The organism is Rubrivivax rivuli (assembly GCF_004016505.1).
Classification (GTDB): Bacteria; Pseudomonadota; Gammaproteobacteria; order Burkholderiales; family Burkholderiaceae_C; genus Rubrivivax; species Rubrivivax rivuli.
Window position 1 is genome coordinate 389,624 of the sequence record NZ_SACR01000002.1, and the last position, 14,553, is coordinate 404,176.

Sequence of the window (14,553 nt, forward strand, 5' to 3'; positions counted from 1 at the left end):
CGGCGCGTGGCCTCAGGGGCAAACGCGGCTTAAACGCCGGCGGCCAGCAGGCCTGGGCGCCCGGCGTGCATCACTTCGCCGTCTTGCGGGCCGCGGCCTTCTTCGCCGGCTTGCTGCTGGCCAGCAGGGCATCGAGGTTCTTGGTGATCTCGGCCTCGATGGTCTTGCTGAAGGCCCCGAGCAGGAAGCCGAGCTTGGCCTCGAGTTCGAAATGGTCGCCGGCCACGATCAGGCGCCCGCTGACGCCGGTGCGCTTGAACTCCACCGTGTCGCTGGTCTCGCCTTCGACCACGGTGCACTCCATGTCGAACTTGTTCTCCACCTCTTCGGCCCATTGCCAGGCGATCTTGCGCGCCTGGGCCAGGCCCAGGCTGTGTTCTCGGTGGATGTGGATGTCGGCCATGGTGTCGTTCTCGCTGCTTCTTTCAAGGCGTTGCAGGGGTGGGGGTGCCGGCCGCCGGGGGCCGCGCCCCCAGCTGCACGAGCCGTTGTCGTCTTTCGTCTCCGGGCCGGGCTGACAGTTCCTTCACGGCGCGATGAAACCTCGACCAATCGCGCGCTTCGGCCTCGAACAAGGCCTCGAAACCCGGCACCAGCTCGTTGTACGCGGCCAGCACACCGAAGGATGCATTGTTGGCACGCGCGAACCAGCCGTCATATCCCGCGAAACCGCCCCAGGGCCCGCCCTTCAGGGCAGCGTACTCGGCGCGCAGCGCGGCCATCGCCGCGGCCTTGGCCTGGCGCTTCTCGTCGTCGCTGCCCGGGCCGGCGTAGATCTCCAGCAGGCGCTGCCGCGCGCGCAAGGTCAGCGCGCGGAAGTCTTCACGGCGCCGCTCGGTGGCCTGCACCTCGGCCAGCGCCGCGGCGCTGCCGTGCTGCGCCAGCCAGAGGCGGCCGCCCAGGCGCTCCACGGCCGTGGCGTAGCTTTCGTTGAAGGTGGTGTCGTCGGCCACGTAGACCACCTGGTGGGCCAGCTCGTGGAAGATCAGGCGCGCCAGCTCGGCTTCGCTCCAGCTGATGAAGGTGTTGAGCAGCGGGTCGCCGCCCACCCAGTTGCTCCAGCCCAGGGTGCTGTAGGCCGGCACGCCGTAGAGCATCACCTCCCAGCCTTCGGCCTTGAGCTGCGCGGCCGTGGCCTCGGCGGCTTCGCGGCTGAAGTAGCCGCGGTAGCCCACGCAGCCCATCACCGGGAAGCACCAGGTCTTCAGCGTCAGGCCCAGTTCGGGCGCGGCCACCACGTTCCACACCACGGCCTCGCGCTGCAGGTCGGCGTAGCGGCGGTAGCTGTCGTTGTCGGGCAGCTGCAGCTCGCGCACGGCGAAGTCGCGCATCTGCTGGCTGCGCTGCAGGCGCTGGCGCAGCGGCTCGGGCGTGGCGGGGTCGGCCACCACCTCGGCCACGGGGCGGGCGCGCTGCAGCAGGTCCAGGTGGCCGCCGGCGGCCTGGGCGTAGTAGCCCAGGGTGCTGCAGCCGCTGGTGAGGCACACGGCCGCTGCCGCCAGCAGCACGGTGCCGATCAGGCCGCCCGTGGCCATCAGTCCGACGATCCAGAGCGGCCTGCGCCGCTGGCGTGCCGTGTGTCCACCGCCGCTCAAGCCGCCCGCACCTCGACGAGGCAGTCGTAGAACGTGGGCGCCCGGCCCAGGTCCGTCAGGCGCTGGTGCGTCAGTTCGTTGACGTTGGTGCCGTCCAGCCCCAGCTTGCGCCACCAGATGCCCAGGCCGTTGACCACGCCCGGCCGCGCGCGTGCGCTCACCTTCAGGCGGCAGCGGTAGTGGCCGCGGTCGTTGAACACCAGCACCTCGGTGGCGTCGGCCAGGCCGCGCGCGGCGGCGTCGTCGGCGTGCATCTCCAGCAGCGGTTCCTTCTCGGCCGCGCGCAGGCTGGCGACGTTGACGAAGGTGCTGTTGAGGAAGTGCCGCGCCGGCGGCGAGATCATCGCCAGCGGGTAGCGCGCGGCCAGCTCGGGCGCGCTCTCGGCGCTTTCATAGTTGGGCACATGGTCGGGCAGGCCGTAGCCCGGCGCGTCGGCCCAGGCCTTGCCGCTGGGCGTGGGGAAACCGCCTTCGGCGAAAGGCGCTTCGGCGATCTTCAGCTTCGACCAGCCACGCGCAAACAGCTCGTCCAGGTCGACGTGCCGCGCGTCGAAGGCGCCGCGGGCCAAGGCTTCGTCGCTGTCGGTGAAACAGGGCTCCTCGAAGCCCATCTGCGCGGCCAGCGCACGGAAGATCTCGGCGTTGCTGCGCGCCTGCCCCAGCGGCGCGATGGCCGGGCGGTTCAGCAGCGCGTAGGTGTGGCCGTAGGCGCTGTGCGCGTCCCAGTGCTCCAGCTGCGTGGTGGCGGGCAGCACGTAGTCGGCGTGGTCGGCGGTGTCGGTGAGGAAGTGCTCCAGCACCACGGTGAAGAGGTCCTCGCGCGCAAAGCCCTGCGCCACCTTGCCGCTCTCGGGCGCCACCGCCACCGGGTTGCTGTTGTAGACCACCACGGCCTCGATCTTCGGCCCGAAGGTGGGCGAAGCTTCGCTGAGCAGTGCGTCGCCGATGGTGCTCATGTTGATGGTGCGCGGCGTACGCTGGCCCAGCAGGTCGGGCCGCTGCAGCCAGGCGTCGTGCCGCACGCCCTTGAACCAGCCCGAACTGCTCAGCAGCAGGCCACCGGCGCGGTGGCGCCAGGCGCCGGTCAGACAAGGCAACAGCGCCACCAGGCGCACGGCGTTGCCGCCGCCACGCACGCGCTGCATGCCGTAGTTCAGGCGGATGGCCGCAGGCCGCGTGCGGCCGTAGTCCTGTGCCAGGCCGCGGACCTCGTCGGCCGTGAGGCCGCAGACCTGCGCCACGCGCTCGGGCGGCCACTGCCGTGCACGCTCGCGCAGCGCCGGCCAGCCTTCCACAAAGCGGTTCACGTAGTCGTGGTCGAGCAGCTCGTGCGTGATCAGCTCGTGCATCAGGCCCAGCGCCAGTGCACCGTCGGTGCCCGGGCGCAGCGCGATGTGCTGGTGGCACTTCTCGGCCGTTTCGGTGCGGCGCGGGTCGATGCAGACGAGCTTGGAGCCAGCCCGCTTGGCCTGCTGCGCGAAGTTCCAGAAGTGCACGCTGCTCGTGATGGGGTTGCTGCCCCACACCAGGATGAGCTTGCTTTCGGCGAAGAACTCCACGTGCATGCCGACCTTGCCGCCGTAGGTGGCCATCAGGCCCTCGGCGCCGGCGCTGGCGCAGATGGTGCGGTCGAGCAGGCTCGCGCCCAGCCGGTGGAAGAAGCGCGCGGCCATGCCGTCGCCCTGCACCAGCCCCATGGTGCCGGCATAGCTGTAGGGCAGGATGGCTTCGGGGCTGCGCGCAGCGATGCGCTGCAGCCGGCTGGCGATGTCGGCCAGCGCCTCGCTCCAGCCCACGGGCTCGAAGCGGCCTTCGCCCTTCTTGCCCACCCGCTTCAGCGGCGTGAGCACGCGCTCGGGGTGGTAGGTGCGCTCGGCATAGCGGCTCACCTTCGTGCACAGCGCGCCGTGGGTGGGCGGGTGCTCCGGGTCGCCGGCCACGCGCGTGACGCGGCCGTCTTCCACGGTGATGTGCAGCGCGCAGGTGTCGGGGCAGTCGTGCGGGCAGGCGCCCTGCACCACGGTGGCGGCAGGCGCGCCGGGCGCGCCGAGGGAAGCGGAACTCATCGAAAGACTATCGCACACCCACCCGGCACAGCGCCGGGGGGCTGGCTAAGATCCGCCTTCCACTGAGGGGCCTGCTGTCATGAAGCTCATCGAACCCATCCTGGCCGACGCGGCCGAAGTCACGGCCCTGCGCCGCGACATCCATGCGCACCCGGAGCTGTGCTTCCAGGAAGTGCGCACGGCCGATGTCATCGCCAAGGCGCTCACCGACTGGGGCATCCCCATCCACCGCGGCCTGGGCAAGACGGGGGTGGTGGGCATCGTCAAGAACGGCACGTCGAGCCGCGCCGTGGGCCTGCGCGCCGACATCGACGCGCTGCCGATGACCGAGCACAACACCTTCGCCCACGCCAGCCAGCACCCCGGCAAGATGCACGCCTGCGGCCACGACGGCCACACCGCCATGCTGCTGGCCGCGGCCAAGCACCTGGCCCGGCACCGCGATTTCGACGGCACGGTCTACCTCGTCTTCCAGCCCGCCGAAGAAGGCGGCGGCGGCGCGCGCGAAATGATCCAGGACGGCCTCTTCGACCTCTTCCCGATGGAGGCCATGTTCGGCGCCCACAACTGGCCCGGCATGCCCGTGGGCAGTTTCGCGGTGAAGAACGGGCCGATGATGGCCAGCAGCAACGAGTTCAGCATCACCATCCACGGCAAGGGCAGCCACGCGGCCATGCCGCACCTGGGCATCGACCCGGTGCCGGTGGCGGCGCAGATGGTGATGGCCTTCCAGACCATCATCACGCGCAACCGGCACCCGGTGGACCCGGGCGTGATCAGCGTGACCATGATCCACGCCGGCGAGGCCACCAACGTGGTGCCCGACCGTTGCGAGATGCAGGGCACCGTGCGCACCTTCAGCATCGAGACGCTCGACCTCATCGAGCGGCGCATGCGCGAGGTGGCCGAGCACACCGCCGCGGCCTTCGGCACGCGCTGCGAGTTCAGCTTCAAGCGCAACTACCCGCCCACGGTGAACCACCCGTTGGAGACGGCCTTCGTGCAGCGCGTGCTGGGCGAGGTGGTGGGCCCCGAGAACGTGCAGGGCTTCGAACCCACGATGGCCGCCGAAGACTTCAGCTACTTCCTGCAGGCCAAGCCGGGCTGCTATTTCATGATCGGCAACGGTGACGGCGCGCACCGCGAAGGCGGCCACGGCCTGGGCCCCTGCACGCTGCACAACCCCAGCTACGACTTCAACGACGAGCTGATCCCGCTGGGCGCCACGGCCTGGGTGCGCCTGGCCGAAGAGTGGCTGAAGGCCCCGGCGCCGGTGCGCTGAGCCCGGCGCTGCACATGGACGCCGACCACCACTTCGCCCCCAGCTACCGCGCCGCGCGGCGGCTGTTCCTCGACGCCAGCGGCGCCGCCGGCGCCACGGTGCAGACGCTGGCCCACCCGCTGCCTGGCGCTGAAGGCGAAGCCCTGGCGATGGACGTGGCGCGTGTGGGTGGTTTCGACCTGCCGCGCCTGCTGGTGATCAGCAGCGCCTGCCACGGCGTGGAAGGGCACTGCGGCTCGGGCGTGCAGCACGCGCTGCTGGGTAACCCCGGTTTCCTGCAGGAAGCGCAGGCCGCCGGCGTGGCGCTGCTCTTCGTGCACGCGCTCAACCCGCACGGCTTCTCGCACAGCCGGCGCGTCACGCACGAGGGCGTGGACCTGAACCGCAACTTCATCGCCTTCGAGGGTCTGGATGGCCTGCACCGGCCGGCCAACACGGGCTACGACGCGCTGGCCCACCTGCTGGTGCCCCCCACCTGGCCGCCCAGCGAAGAGAACGAAGCCGCGCTGCAGGCCTACACGCAGCAGCACGGCGAGCGCGGCTTCCAGCAGGCCGTCAGCGGCGGGCAGTACCGGCACCCGCTAGGCCTGTTCTACGGCGGCAGCGGGCCCACGTGGAGCCGCCTGGCCATCGAGCGTGTGCTGCGGCAGCATGGCGCTGGCGTGCAGCAGCTGGCCTGGATCGACCTGCACACCGGCCTGGGCCCCAGCGGCCATGGCGAACGCATCTTCGCGGCGCCCGCCGATGCCCAGACCCTGGCCCGCGCGCGCGCCTGGTGGCAGGCCGATGGCGGCGTGGTGACGGCGCTGCATGACGGCAGCAGCAGCGCCAGCCAGATCAGCGGCATGCTGTGGCAGGCCGCTCGAGACAGCTGCCCGCGAGCCGAGTACACCGGCATCGCCCTGGAGTACGGCACGGTTTCTCTGGCCCAGACCTTGTGGGCGCTGCGCTTCGACCACTGGTGCGCCGCACAGCCGCCTGGCACCGTGCCGGCCGACACCCGCGAGGCCGCCCGCAGCGCCATGCGCGAGGCCTTCTACACCGACACCCCGCTGTGGAAACAGCAGATCGTCACGCAGGGCCTGGCAGCCGCCCGGCTGGCGCTGGCCGGGCTGTCGCAGGCCTGAGCCGCGCGCCGCGCGGCCGGCCCATCAAGGCGCGCCGATCACCAGGTAGGCGTTGACCAGCCCGCCGCTGCCCCGCCCCACGCCCACGAAGAAGGGGCCCACTGGCGTTTCACCACCCAGGTAGACGGCCAGGCTGTGCAGCGTGCCGGTGCGCACCTGCCTCGTGTAGGGCACCCCGATGCGCGCCGCCTCCAGCGCCACACCGGCGCGCAACTCGCCGCGCAGGCCCAGCGGCGCGCGGCCGATCACGCGCTCGCCACGCAACTGCGCGTAGGCCACTTCGTCGCCCACCAGTTGCCCGGCGGCAAAGCCCGTGAGGTTCAGCAGCCCGCCCAGCCGGGCGGCATCGCTGAGCGGCAATTCGCCACGCGTGGCGCCCACCCAGGTGCTGCGCGCCGAGATCACGTAGCGTTCCCACGGCACCGCCACGCTGCCTTCCAGCGCCAGCCGCCCGTAATCACGGCGGGGCGAGTCGTACAGGCTCAGCTTGGTGGCCCAGCCCCGGCTCGGGAAGTGCAGCCGGTCGGCCTGCTCCAGGTCCAGCGCGAACAGCCAGCCGCCGCTGGCGCGCTCGGCGCGGTTGGTGGCCAGGCCGCCCAGCACGTCCAGCCCGGTCTCCAGACCGCTGCTGATGCGCGTCTCGCGCCAGCCCAGGCGCACCTGTCCGAGCAAGCGGAAGTTCAGGCCCACGGCCAGTTCGGCCCGCGTGCGCGCGGTGCGGTACTCGGCGATGCGCTGCTCCAGGAACCAGTAGTCGTTGCGCTCGCGCTTGTAGTCGATGGAACTGGCGACGAAGACCCGGTGGCGCTCGTCCAGCGGCTGGTACCACTCCACGCCACCGCCGGTGCTGCCCCCGAGTTCACCCACAAAGAGCAGTTCGCCGCCCAGGCGGTTGAGCCAGGTCTTCTGGTAGCCCGCCCGCAGCGTGTAGCTGCTGCCCTGGCTGAGGTTGCTGTCCAGGCGCAGGGCCAGGCGCAGGTAGTCGGGGCCCCAGGCCTTCTCCACCGGGAAGAGCCGCAGCACGTTGCGGCCATCCTGCCGCACCACGCTGTAGTCCACGCGCTCGTAGAAGCCGTCGCCATAGGCGCGCAGCAGGTCGCGGTTGAGGGCGTTGGTGTCCAGCGGCGCGCCGTCGCGCTGCTCCAGGTAGCGGCGCACCACCTCGGGGTTCACGCGGCCCAGGCCGGCGATCTCCACCGCGTCGATGCGCGGCACGTCACGCTCGCGAACGGCCACGCTGCGTTGCCAGGCGGCATAGGCCGGCTCGGGCACCCCCAGCGGCGCCAGGCGTTCGGCCAGCAGCGCCGCGGCGGCGCGGCCGCGGTCGGCGGCTTCGGTGTGGCGGTCGAAGTCGGCCGCGGTCACCGGCCCGAGGTCGGGCTGGATGTAGATGTCCTGCGGCCGCAGCAAGGCCAGGCTGGCGGCCACGTTCTGCTCGGTCAACAGCGCCACCATCTGCGTGGTGATGCTCAGCAGGCCCTGCACCTGCTCGGGCTTGAGCGGCGGCGAGCCCACGTTCACGGCGATGACGACATCGGCCCCGCAGCGCTCGCGCACCTCCTTGATGGGCACGTTGTCCACCAGGCCGCCGTCCACCAGCTTGCGCCCGCGGTACTCCACCGGCGCCAGCAGGCCGGGCACGCTCATGCTGGCGCGCATGGCCAGCGTGAGGCTGCCGTCGCGCAGCACCACGCGCTCGCCGGTGCCGATGTCGGTGGCCACGATGCTCACCGGCAGCGGCAGTTGCTGCAGTTCGCGCTCGCCGGTGTCGGCACGCACCAGGTGGTTGAAGAAGAGCTTGATCTTCTGCCCCGTTACCACGCCCGGCAGCGCCACGGCGCTGCCGCCGGCAAAACCCGTCTCCGAACCGGGCAGGAAGCGCTGCTGCAGCCGCTTGTTGCGGAAGTTGAGCTCCTCGTAGCCGGGATCGTCGCGGAACATGTCGGCCCAGTCGGCCCGGGCCAGTTCCTGGCGCATCTCGGCAGGGGTCAGGCCCGCGGCCCAGGCCCCGGCCACCAGGGCGCCCATGCTGGTGCCGGCCACGCAGTCCACGGGGATGCGCAGGCGCTCCAGCTCTTCCAGCACGCCGATGTGGGCCGCGCCGCGCGCCCCGCCGCCGCCCAGCACCAGGCCCACGCGCGGGCGCGGGGGCTCCTGCGCCCAGGCCGGCGCCACCGCCTGCAGCGCCAGCAGCAGCGCCAGGCCCGCGCCGGCCCACGCCCGACGGGGCCGGCTGGCGTCGCGGGGGGGGCAGTCTGCAGGGTGGAAGCGGGCCATGGGGTCGGATTCTGGCGCGGCCGCCTCAAGCCTGGCCGCCCGCGGCCGATACACGAAGACCGATGGCCCGATCTCCACGCCCCCTGCCCCCCGCCACAGCCGCCTGGTGCTGCGCACTGCTGCTGGGTTGGCTGCTGCTTTTCAGCGCCGCGGCGCGTGCCACTGCGGGCGGCCCGGCGGCCGAGGGGCCCGCCAGCCTGCTGCTCGACAGCCGCCCTGCCGTGCCTGTCTGGCCCGCGGTGCAGGTGCTGCCCGACCCCGCAGCCCAGTGGTCGCTGAACGACGTGCTGGCCACGCCGCAGCGCTTCCAGGTGCCCACCGGCACCGTCTCGAACCTCGGCCGCAGCGCCAGCGTGCTGTGGCTGCGCTTCGCGGTGGAGGTGCCCGGCGCCCTGCCCGTGCAGCGCGTGCTGCAGATCGACTACCCCTCGCTGAACCTCATCGATGTGTATGTGCTGAGCCAGGGCGAACTGGTGCAGCACCTGCGCCTGGGCAACCAGCAGCGCGGCGCCGACAAGGTGATGCCGGCGCGCACGCACGCCGCCCCGCTGAACCTGGCGCCCGGCCGCCACGAGCTGCTGCTGCGCGTGCAGACGCAGAGCTCGATGGTGCTGCCCATCACCGTGCGCACGCCGCAAGACTTCACCGCGCACGAATCGCGGTCGCAGGTCCTGCTGGGCATCGTCATCGGCCTGGCGCTGTGCATGCTGATCTACAGCCTCACGCACTGGATCACGCTGCGCGACGCGCTGTTCCTGGATTACGCCCTGCTGCTGGCGGGCAACCTGGTGTTCGTGCTGGCCTACTTCGGCCTGGGCGCGCAGTACCTGTGGCCCGACTGGCCCGCCCTGTCGATGAGCGTGGCGCCGATGGCGGTGATGGTGGCCGTGGCCGCGGCAGCGCGCTTCATGAACGCGGCGCTGGCGGTGTGGGAGGTGAGCCGCTTCATCTCGCGCGTGCTGCAGGGCATCAGCATCGCGGCGCTGCTGGCCCTGGGCGCCACGCTGACGGGGCTGCTCGACTACCGCAGCGCGCAGTCCGCCGTCACCGCGCTGGGCATGGTGGCCACCATCGCGGTGCTGCCGGCGGCCTACATCCGGGCCCGGCAGGGCGCTCACACGGCGGTCTACATGCTCTTCGGCTGGGCCTTCTATGCCGTGGGCGCGGTGGTCACGGCCGGGCTGCTGCGCGGCCATGTCGAGCCCACGTTCTGGGCGCAGCACGTCTACCCCTTCTCTCTGATGGTGGAGATGAGCGCCTGGATGGCCGTGCTCAGCCTGCGCGTGCAGGCCATCCACCGCAGCGCCGACCGCGCGCGCCTGGAGACCGAGACCCTGCGCACGCTGGCGCAGACCGACGCCCTCACCGGCCTGCCCAACCGCCGCGGCCTGCAGCAGCACCTGACGGCTGCGCTGCCCCAGGCGCGCCCGCAGCAGCTGCTGGCGCTGTACCTGCTGGACCTGGACGGTTTCAAGCCCGTGAACGACCGCTACGGGCACGACGTGGGCGACGCCTTGCTCGTGGCCGTGGGGCAGCGCCTGAAGACGCAGCTGCGCGCCAGCGACGTGGTGGCGCGCCTGGGCGGCGACGAATTCGTGGTGCTGGCCGCCGGGCTGCCCGACGAATCCACCGCCCAGACCCTGGGGCAGAAGATGCTGGCAGCCTTCGAAGAGCCTTTCGTCATCGAGGGGCAGCACTGCCGCGTGGGCCTGACCGCCGGCTACGCCCTGGCACCGTTGGACGGCCACACCGCCGACGAATTGATCAAGCGCGCCGATGCCGCCATGTATGCCGGCAAGGAAGCCGGCCGCCACCGCGTGCAGCGCGGCGGGCGCTCGCTCGCCACGGCCTGAAGGCGCTGCCGATGCCGGCGCTCAGTCGCTGGCGACAGCCGCCGGGCCGGCAACGGCACCCGGGCTGGCCTGCGCCGCCGCGCGGGCGCGCAGCTGGTGCACGACGCTGTCCACCGACTCCAGCAGCGCGCCGTCCAGATGGTGCGCCTGCCACACGGGTGCCGAGCCGGGCTCGGCAGGGTTCCAGTCCTGGCGGTGCAACTGCGCCGCCACGGCCCGGCACACCTCGGCCGCGCGGAGCAGGCCCGCGTCCCGGATGTGGAACACCAGCTGACCTGCACCCACCTCCACGGCAGGGTAGGCAATGTCGGCATGGTTGCGCAGCACCTCGGCCGCACGCTTGTGGAAGGCCAGCAGCAGTTCAGGCGCATGCTGCATGCGCGCCAGCAGCGCGCCGTTCAGGCTGAGCAGGCCCAGGCACATGGGCAGGCCCCGCGCCCGGGCCTGCCAGTGAGGCCCGTGAAAGGCCGCGCCGAGGCTGGACTCCGGGGCAAGACCCGTCAGCGGCGAGACATGCAGCGCACCCACCATCGCCTGGGCCTGCTGGCGCAGGGCGGCGTTCTCCTGGAGCAGCGTGGCCACCTGGTGGCGCGAGCGTTCCAGGTCGGCCTGCACGTCCTCGATGTTGCGTTCAGCCTCCAGGATGCGCACCAGCTGAGCCGCATCGCTGGCGTGGCGGGCAGCCTGCGCCGCCGTCTGCTGGCGCGCCCAGGTCAAGGCCAGGCCACAGCGCCCGGCGCGCTCGGCCAAGTCGCTGGCAACACCGTACATCCAGGGCAGGTTGCTCACATGACCGGGGCGCTGCGCGACCTCGATGCAGCCCTCGATGTGCTGCAGCGCCTCGGCATACCGACCTGAACGGGCCAGCAGGATCGCCTTCAGGGTCAGGAACATCTGCTGGCGTTCCGCATGCACGGGGCTGCCAGCCCCGGCCGACAAGTCCATGGCCTGCTCAAGATCGGCCATCGCCTGCCAGGCCTCGTCCACACGGCCCAGCTTTTCGAGCAGGCTCGCCCGGTTGCCCAGGGCCGGCTCGCGCCGGTTGACGGCCCCGAGTTCGGCGATGTCGCGGATCAAGGCCTCGACCAGGGCCAGGCCTTCCTCGTAGGTGGCCCGTGCCTGGGCGGCATGGCGCTCGGCCTCCAGCTGCTCGCCCAGGTTGATGAGGAAGACGATCTCGTTGCAGCGCTCGGCCAGGATCTGCTGCGTGGCGTTCTGGCTGATGGCATAGGCCAGGCTGTCCCGACACAAGCGCAGGCCGCTCTGCGCGTTGCTCTTGTCGCGAAACGCCGCCGCCATGTAGCTCTTGCAGCGCATCAGGTCCTCCGGGCTGCCCGAGGCCCGCAGCACCTCGTGGGCTGCCTGCAGATACCGAAGGCCCAAGGCGCTGTCACCCGCGGCCACGTGAACGCAGCCCAAGGCCAGCCGCGCCTGGGCTTCGAGCTGATCGCTGCCTTCAGCGCGCGCCACCTGCAGGGCCTGCGCCGCCAGCCTGGCAGCCGCGCCCGCCGTGCCGCGCCGCAGGGTCAGTGCAGAACACAGCGCCAGCGCCTGCACGCGTGCAGTGGGCGAAGGGACCTGGCCTGCCAACACCAGGGCGCGCTCCGCGAGCAGCTGGGCCTCGTCGAACCGGCCGGCGTCGCGGGCAGCCTTGGCCTGTTGCAGCAGGTCAAGCACCCCGGCGGCACCCGGCTCTGCCAAGGGTTTGCCGCCGGCCGGGGCGACCGAAGCGTCCCGGAGCTGCCCCACGAACCGGTAGCCCACGCCATGCACCGAGGCGAAGAAGGCGGGCTGCTGGGCCGTATCGCCGCAGGCACGCCGCGCTTCCATCATCGCGCGCGCCAGCATCTTGGAAGAGACGCTGGGCCGGGGCCAGACCTCCTTCAACAGCTCGGCATGCGGCACCACGCGCGCACGGTGCGCGATGAGGTAGAGCATCAGATCGAAAACCCGCCGCCGCAGGGCCTGGGGCCGGCCATCGACGAGAAGCTCACGCGTGCCGGCCCGCAACTCGCAATTCCCGAAGCAAAGGACAGGGGGCTGGGCCGCGACGGGCGGTTCGTGGGCGATGCGGTTCATGAAGCTGCGGCGTGGCACCGGGTGGCGTTGGAAGAGCCGGGGCGACCTCGGCCGCGGCGAGGCCGCGACCCTAACGGGCCCCCGAGGGCAGGCAGGCGGCCCGCGGGTTCAATCCTGGCTCAATCTTGTCGCCGCGGCCGCCAGAGTGTGGCTCCGATCACTTCTGATGACAAGAATGATTCTCTTCGAGGGCCAACCGCCCCGGCCTTCACGCCGACCCCTTGCTCCGACGTCCACCGTTGAAACGCGCTTTCCGACCGGGCACCGCCGCCCTGACGCTCATCCTGCTGGGGCCAGCGCTCCTGCTGGCGGTGTTCAGCTTCCACGGGCCGAAGGGAGGCCCCCAGGCTGCAAGGACCCCGTGGCTGGCCGAAGCACACGCTGCCGACCCAGCGGGCCGGGGCTTGGCGTCTGCGCCCACCCCTGCGCCGCCTCCGAAGAGCGCGCCGTCGGCGCTCGGCCTGGCCTGGGCGGTGCTGCTGCTGGGCTACGGCGGCGGTGGTCTGCTCTGGTGGCGGCTGCACCGTCACCACCAACGGGCACGCCAGCGCATCGATCTGCTGGCACGCTTCTTCGCGAACAGCGGGGAGTCGATGGCCATCCTCGACAAGGAACTGCGCCTCATCGAAGTGAACCCGGCCTTCGAACGCGAGACCGGCCATGAGGCCGCTTCCATCCTGGGCACAGACTCACGCCTGCTGCTGGCCGATGCGGCCCAGGATCCCGAACTTCTGGCCCAGCAGTTCGGCACCCTGGCCACCACCGGGCTGTGGCGCGGCGAGGTGTGGGTGCGGCACAAGGAAGGCCACGAGTACCCGCGCTGGACGACGATGTCGGTGGTGCGCGACGAACTGGGCCGGGTCACGCACTACGTGTGCAGCGCCATCGATCTCTCGCAAGTCAGGCAGGCCGAGGAGAGCCTGCGACACCTGGCCAGCCACGACCCGCTGACGCAACTGCCCAACCGCGCCCACCTGAGGGGCCAGCTCGAGGTGGCGCTCGCCGCGGCCCATCGCGACCGGCACGGGCTGGCCGTTCTGTTCGTCGACCTCGACCACTTCAAGAAGGTCAATGACAACCTGGGCCACGGCGTGGGCGACGCGCTGCTGGTGGAGGTGGCGCGCCGCCTGCGGGCGCTGGTGCGGGGCACCGACATCGTGGCGCGCCTGGGCGGCGACGAATTCGGGCTGGTGCTCACGACCGAGAGCCCGGGGGCGGCCGCGGCCGCCGAGGCCCTGGCCAGCAAGGTCTTGCACAGCCTGAGCCAGCCGTGTGTGGTGCAGGGGCACGAGATCTACTCCAGCCCGAGCATCGGCATCGCGCTGGCCCCGGACAACGGCGAAGACAGCGCCACGCTGATGAAAAACGCCGACGCGGCGATGTACCACGCCAAGCGCCAGGGCCGGAACAACTACCAGTTCATCACGCCGGCCTTGAGGGAGTCCATGCAGATGCAGCTGGCGCTGGATGTCGGCCTGCGCGGCGTGGCACGACGAGGCGAACTCGTGCTGCACTACCAGCCGCAGCTGGACTTGCGCAGCGGGCTCATCATCGGCGTGGAAGCGCTGGTGCGCTGGCAGCACCCCCAGCTCGGGCTGGTGCCGCCCTCCAACTTCATACCCCTGGCCGAGGAAACCGGGCAGATCGAGCCCATCGGCCTGTGGGTGCTGGAGCAGGCGCTGCAGCAGGTGGCGCTCTGGCGCCAGGCCGGGCATGCCAGGCTGCGCGTGGCCGTGAACGTCTCTGCCCGGCAACTGCAGGCCGACAGCTTCGTGGGCGAGGTGGCCCGGGCGCTGGAACGGCATCACCTCCCCAGCAACGCGCTGGAGCTGGAGCTGACCGAAGGCGTCGCGATGGGCGACCCCGAGCGCATGGCCACGCTGCTCGGGCAGTTGCGCCGCATCGGCGTGGCCGTGGCCATCGACGACTTCGGCACGGGCTACTCCAGCCTGGCCTATCTGAAACAGTTGCCCTTGAGTTGCCTGAAGCTCGACCGCAGCTTCGTGAGCGACATCGAGCGTGATGCCAACGACGCCGTCATCTGCTCGGCCTCCATCCAGCTGGCGCACAGCCTGGGCGTGGGCGTGGTGGCAGAGGGGGTGGAAACCACCTCGCAGCTGGAGTTCTTGCGCCACCTGGGCTGCGACGTGGTGCAGGGCTACTTCATCAGCCGGCCGCTGAGCAGCGCCGACTGCTCACGCTTCCTGCAGGAAGAGGCTGCGCCGCGCCGCGGCGGCCCCACGCCGCCCGCGACGCCGCGGGCTGCCTGAGCGC

The 14,553-nt window shown here is 71.5% G+C and carries 9 protein-coding genes; 4 read left to right on the forward strand and 5 right to left on the reverse strand.

The window, feature by feature from the left end; translation table 11 throughout:
* Positions 1-70 precede the first annotated feature (70 nt).
* From EOE66_RS06310 to EOE66_RS06320, 3 genes are read right to left on the reverse strand one after another with little or no spacing between them, the layout of a single operon-like run.
* Positions 71-403, reverse strand: coding sequence for a polyhydroxyalkanoic acid system family protein (locus tag EOE66_RS06310; protein ID WP_128227820.1), 333 nt, complete (start codon positions 401-403; stop codon positions 71-73).
* 22 nt (positions 404-425) lie between these two features.
* Positions 426-1,535: an aminopeptidase gene (locus tag EOE66_RS06315; protein ID WP_128227821.1), complete on the reverse strand. Its 1,110-nt coding sequence runs from the start codon at positions 1,533-1,535 to the stop codon at positions 426-428.
* 56 nt (positions 1,536-1,591) lie between these two features.
* The gene (locus tag EOE66_RS06320) at positions 1,592-3,661 is read right to left on the reverse strand and encodes a molybdopterin-containing oxidoreductase family protein (protein WP_128227822.1); all 2,070 of its coding nucleotides are present in this window, start codon (positions 3,659-3,661) and stop codon (positions 1,592-1,594) included.
* A gap of 79 nt (positions 3,662-3,740) precedes the next feature.
* Between EOE66_RS06320 and EOE66_RS06325 the strand changes: the two genes are divergently transcribed.
* Both EOE66_RS06325 and EOE66_RS06330 read left to right on the forward strand, forming a co-directional pair.
* A complete protein-coding gene (locus tag EOE66_RS06325) occupies positions 3,741-4,943 on the forward strand; it encodes a M20 aminoacylase family protein (protein ID WP_128227823.1) in 1,203 nt (400 codons plus the stop codon).
* Positions 4,913-6,070, forward strand: coding sequence for a M14 family metallopeptidase (locus EOE66_RS06330; RefSeq protein WP_310733097.1), 1,158 nt, complete (start codon positions 4,913-4,915; stop codon positions 6,068-6,070). The genes EOE66_RS06325 and EOE66_RS06330 overlap by 31 nt, the downstream gene beginning before the upstream one ends.
* A 24-nt stretch (positions 6,071-6,094) precedes the next feature.
* Here EOE66_RS06330 and EOE66_RS06335 read toward each other — a convergent pair whose 3' ends face one another.
* Entirely contained in the window at positions 6,095-8,347 is a 2,253-nt protein-coding gene (locus tag EOE66_RS06335; protein ID WP_128227824.1) for a patatin-like phospholipase family protein, read from the reverse strand.
* Positions 8,348-8,409: 62 nt separating this feature from the next.
* Here EOE66_RS06335 and EOE66_RS06340 point away from each other — a divergent pair, with 62 nt between their 5' ends.
* A complete protein-coding gene (locus EOE66_RS06340) occupies positions 8,410-10,200 on the forward strand; it encodes a diguanylate cyclase (RefSeq protein WP_128227825.1) in 1,791 nt (596 codons plus the stop codon).
* Between the two features lie 21 nt (positions 10,201-10,221).
* Here EOE66_RS06340 and EOE66_RS06345 read toward each other — a convergent pair whose 3' ends face one another.
* Positions 10,222-12,279 (reverse strand): winged helix-turn-helix domain-containing protein, encoded by a 2,058-nt coding sequence (locus tag EOE66_RS06345; protein ID WP_128227826.1) that lies wholly within the window; start codon positions 12,277-12,279, stop codon positions 10,222-10,224.
* Between the two features lie 404 nt (positions 12,280-12,683).
* On the opposite strand from EOE66_RS06345, the gene EOE66_RS06350 reads away from it, so the two are divergent.
* Positions 12,684-14,549, forward strand: a complete 1,866-nt coding sequence (locus tag EOE66_RS06350) for a putative bifunctional diguanylate cyclase/phosphodiesterase (RefSeq protein ID WP_128227827.1) — start codon at positions 12,684-12,686, stop codon at positions 14,547-14,549.
* Positions 14,550-14,553: the final 4 nt, after the last annotated feature.

Excerpts from the sequence above, each read along its gene's own strand:
- EOE66_RS06315 (WP_128227821.1), bottom strand. The coding sequence starts at position 1,535 with ATGGCCACGGGCGGCCTGATCGGCACCGTGCTGCTGGCGGCAGCGGCC.
- EOE66_RS06320 (WP_128227822.1), bottom strand. The coding sequence starts at position 3,661 with ATGAGTTCCGCTTCCCTCGGCGCGCCCGGCGCGCCTGCCGCCACCGTG.
- EOE66_RS06335 (WP_128227824.1), bottom strand. The coding sequence starts at position 8,347 with ATGGCCCGCTTCCACCCTGCAGACTGCCCCCCCCGCGACGCCAGCCGG.
- EOE66_RS06325 (WP_128227823.1), top strand. The coding sequence starts at position 3,741 with ATGAAGCTCATCGAACCCATCCTGGCCGACGCGGCCGAAGTCACGGCC.
- EOE66_RS06310 (WP_128227820.1), bottom strand. The coding sequence starts at position 403 with ATGGCCGACATCCACATCCACCGAGAACACAGCCTGGGCCTGGCCCAG.
- EOE66_RS06345 (WP_128227826.1), bottom strand. The coding sequence starts at position 12,279 with ATGAACCGCATCGCCCACGAACCGCCCGTCGCGGCCCAGCCCCCTGTC.
- EOE66_RS06340 (WP_128227825.1), top strand. The coding sequence starts at position 8,410 with ATGGCCCGATCTCCACGCCCCCTGCCCCCCGCCACAGCCGCCTGGTGC.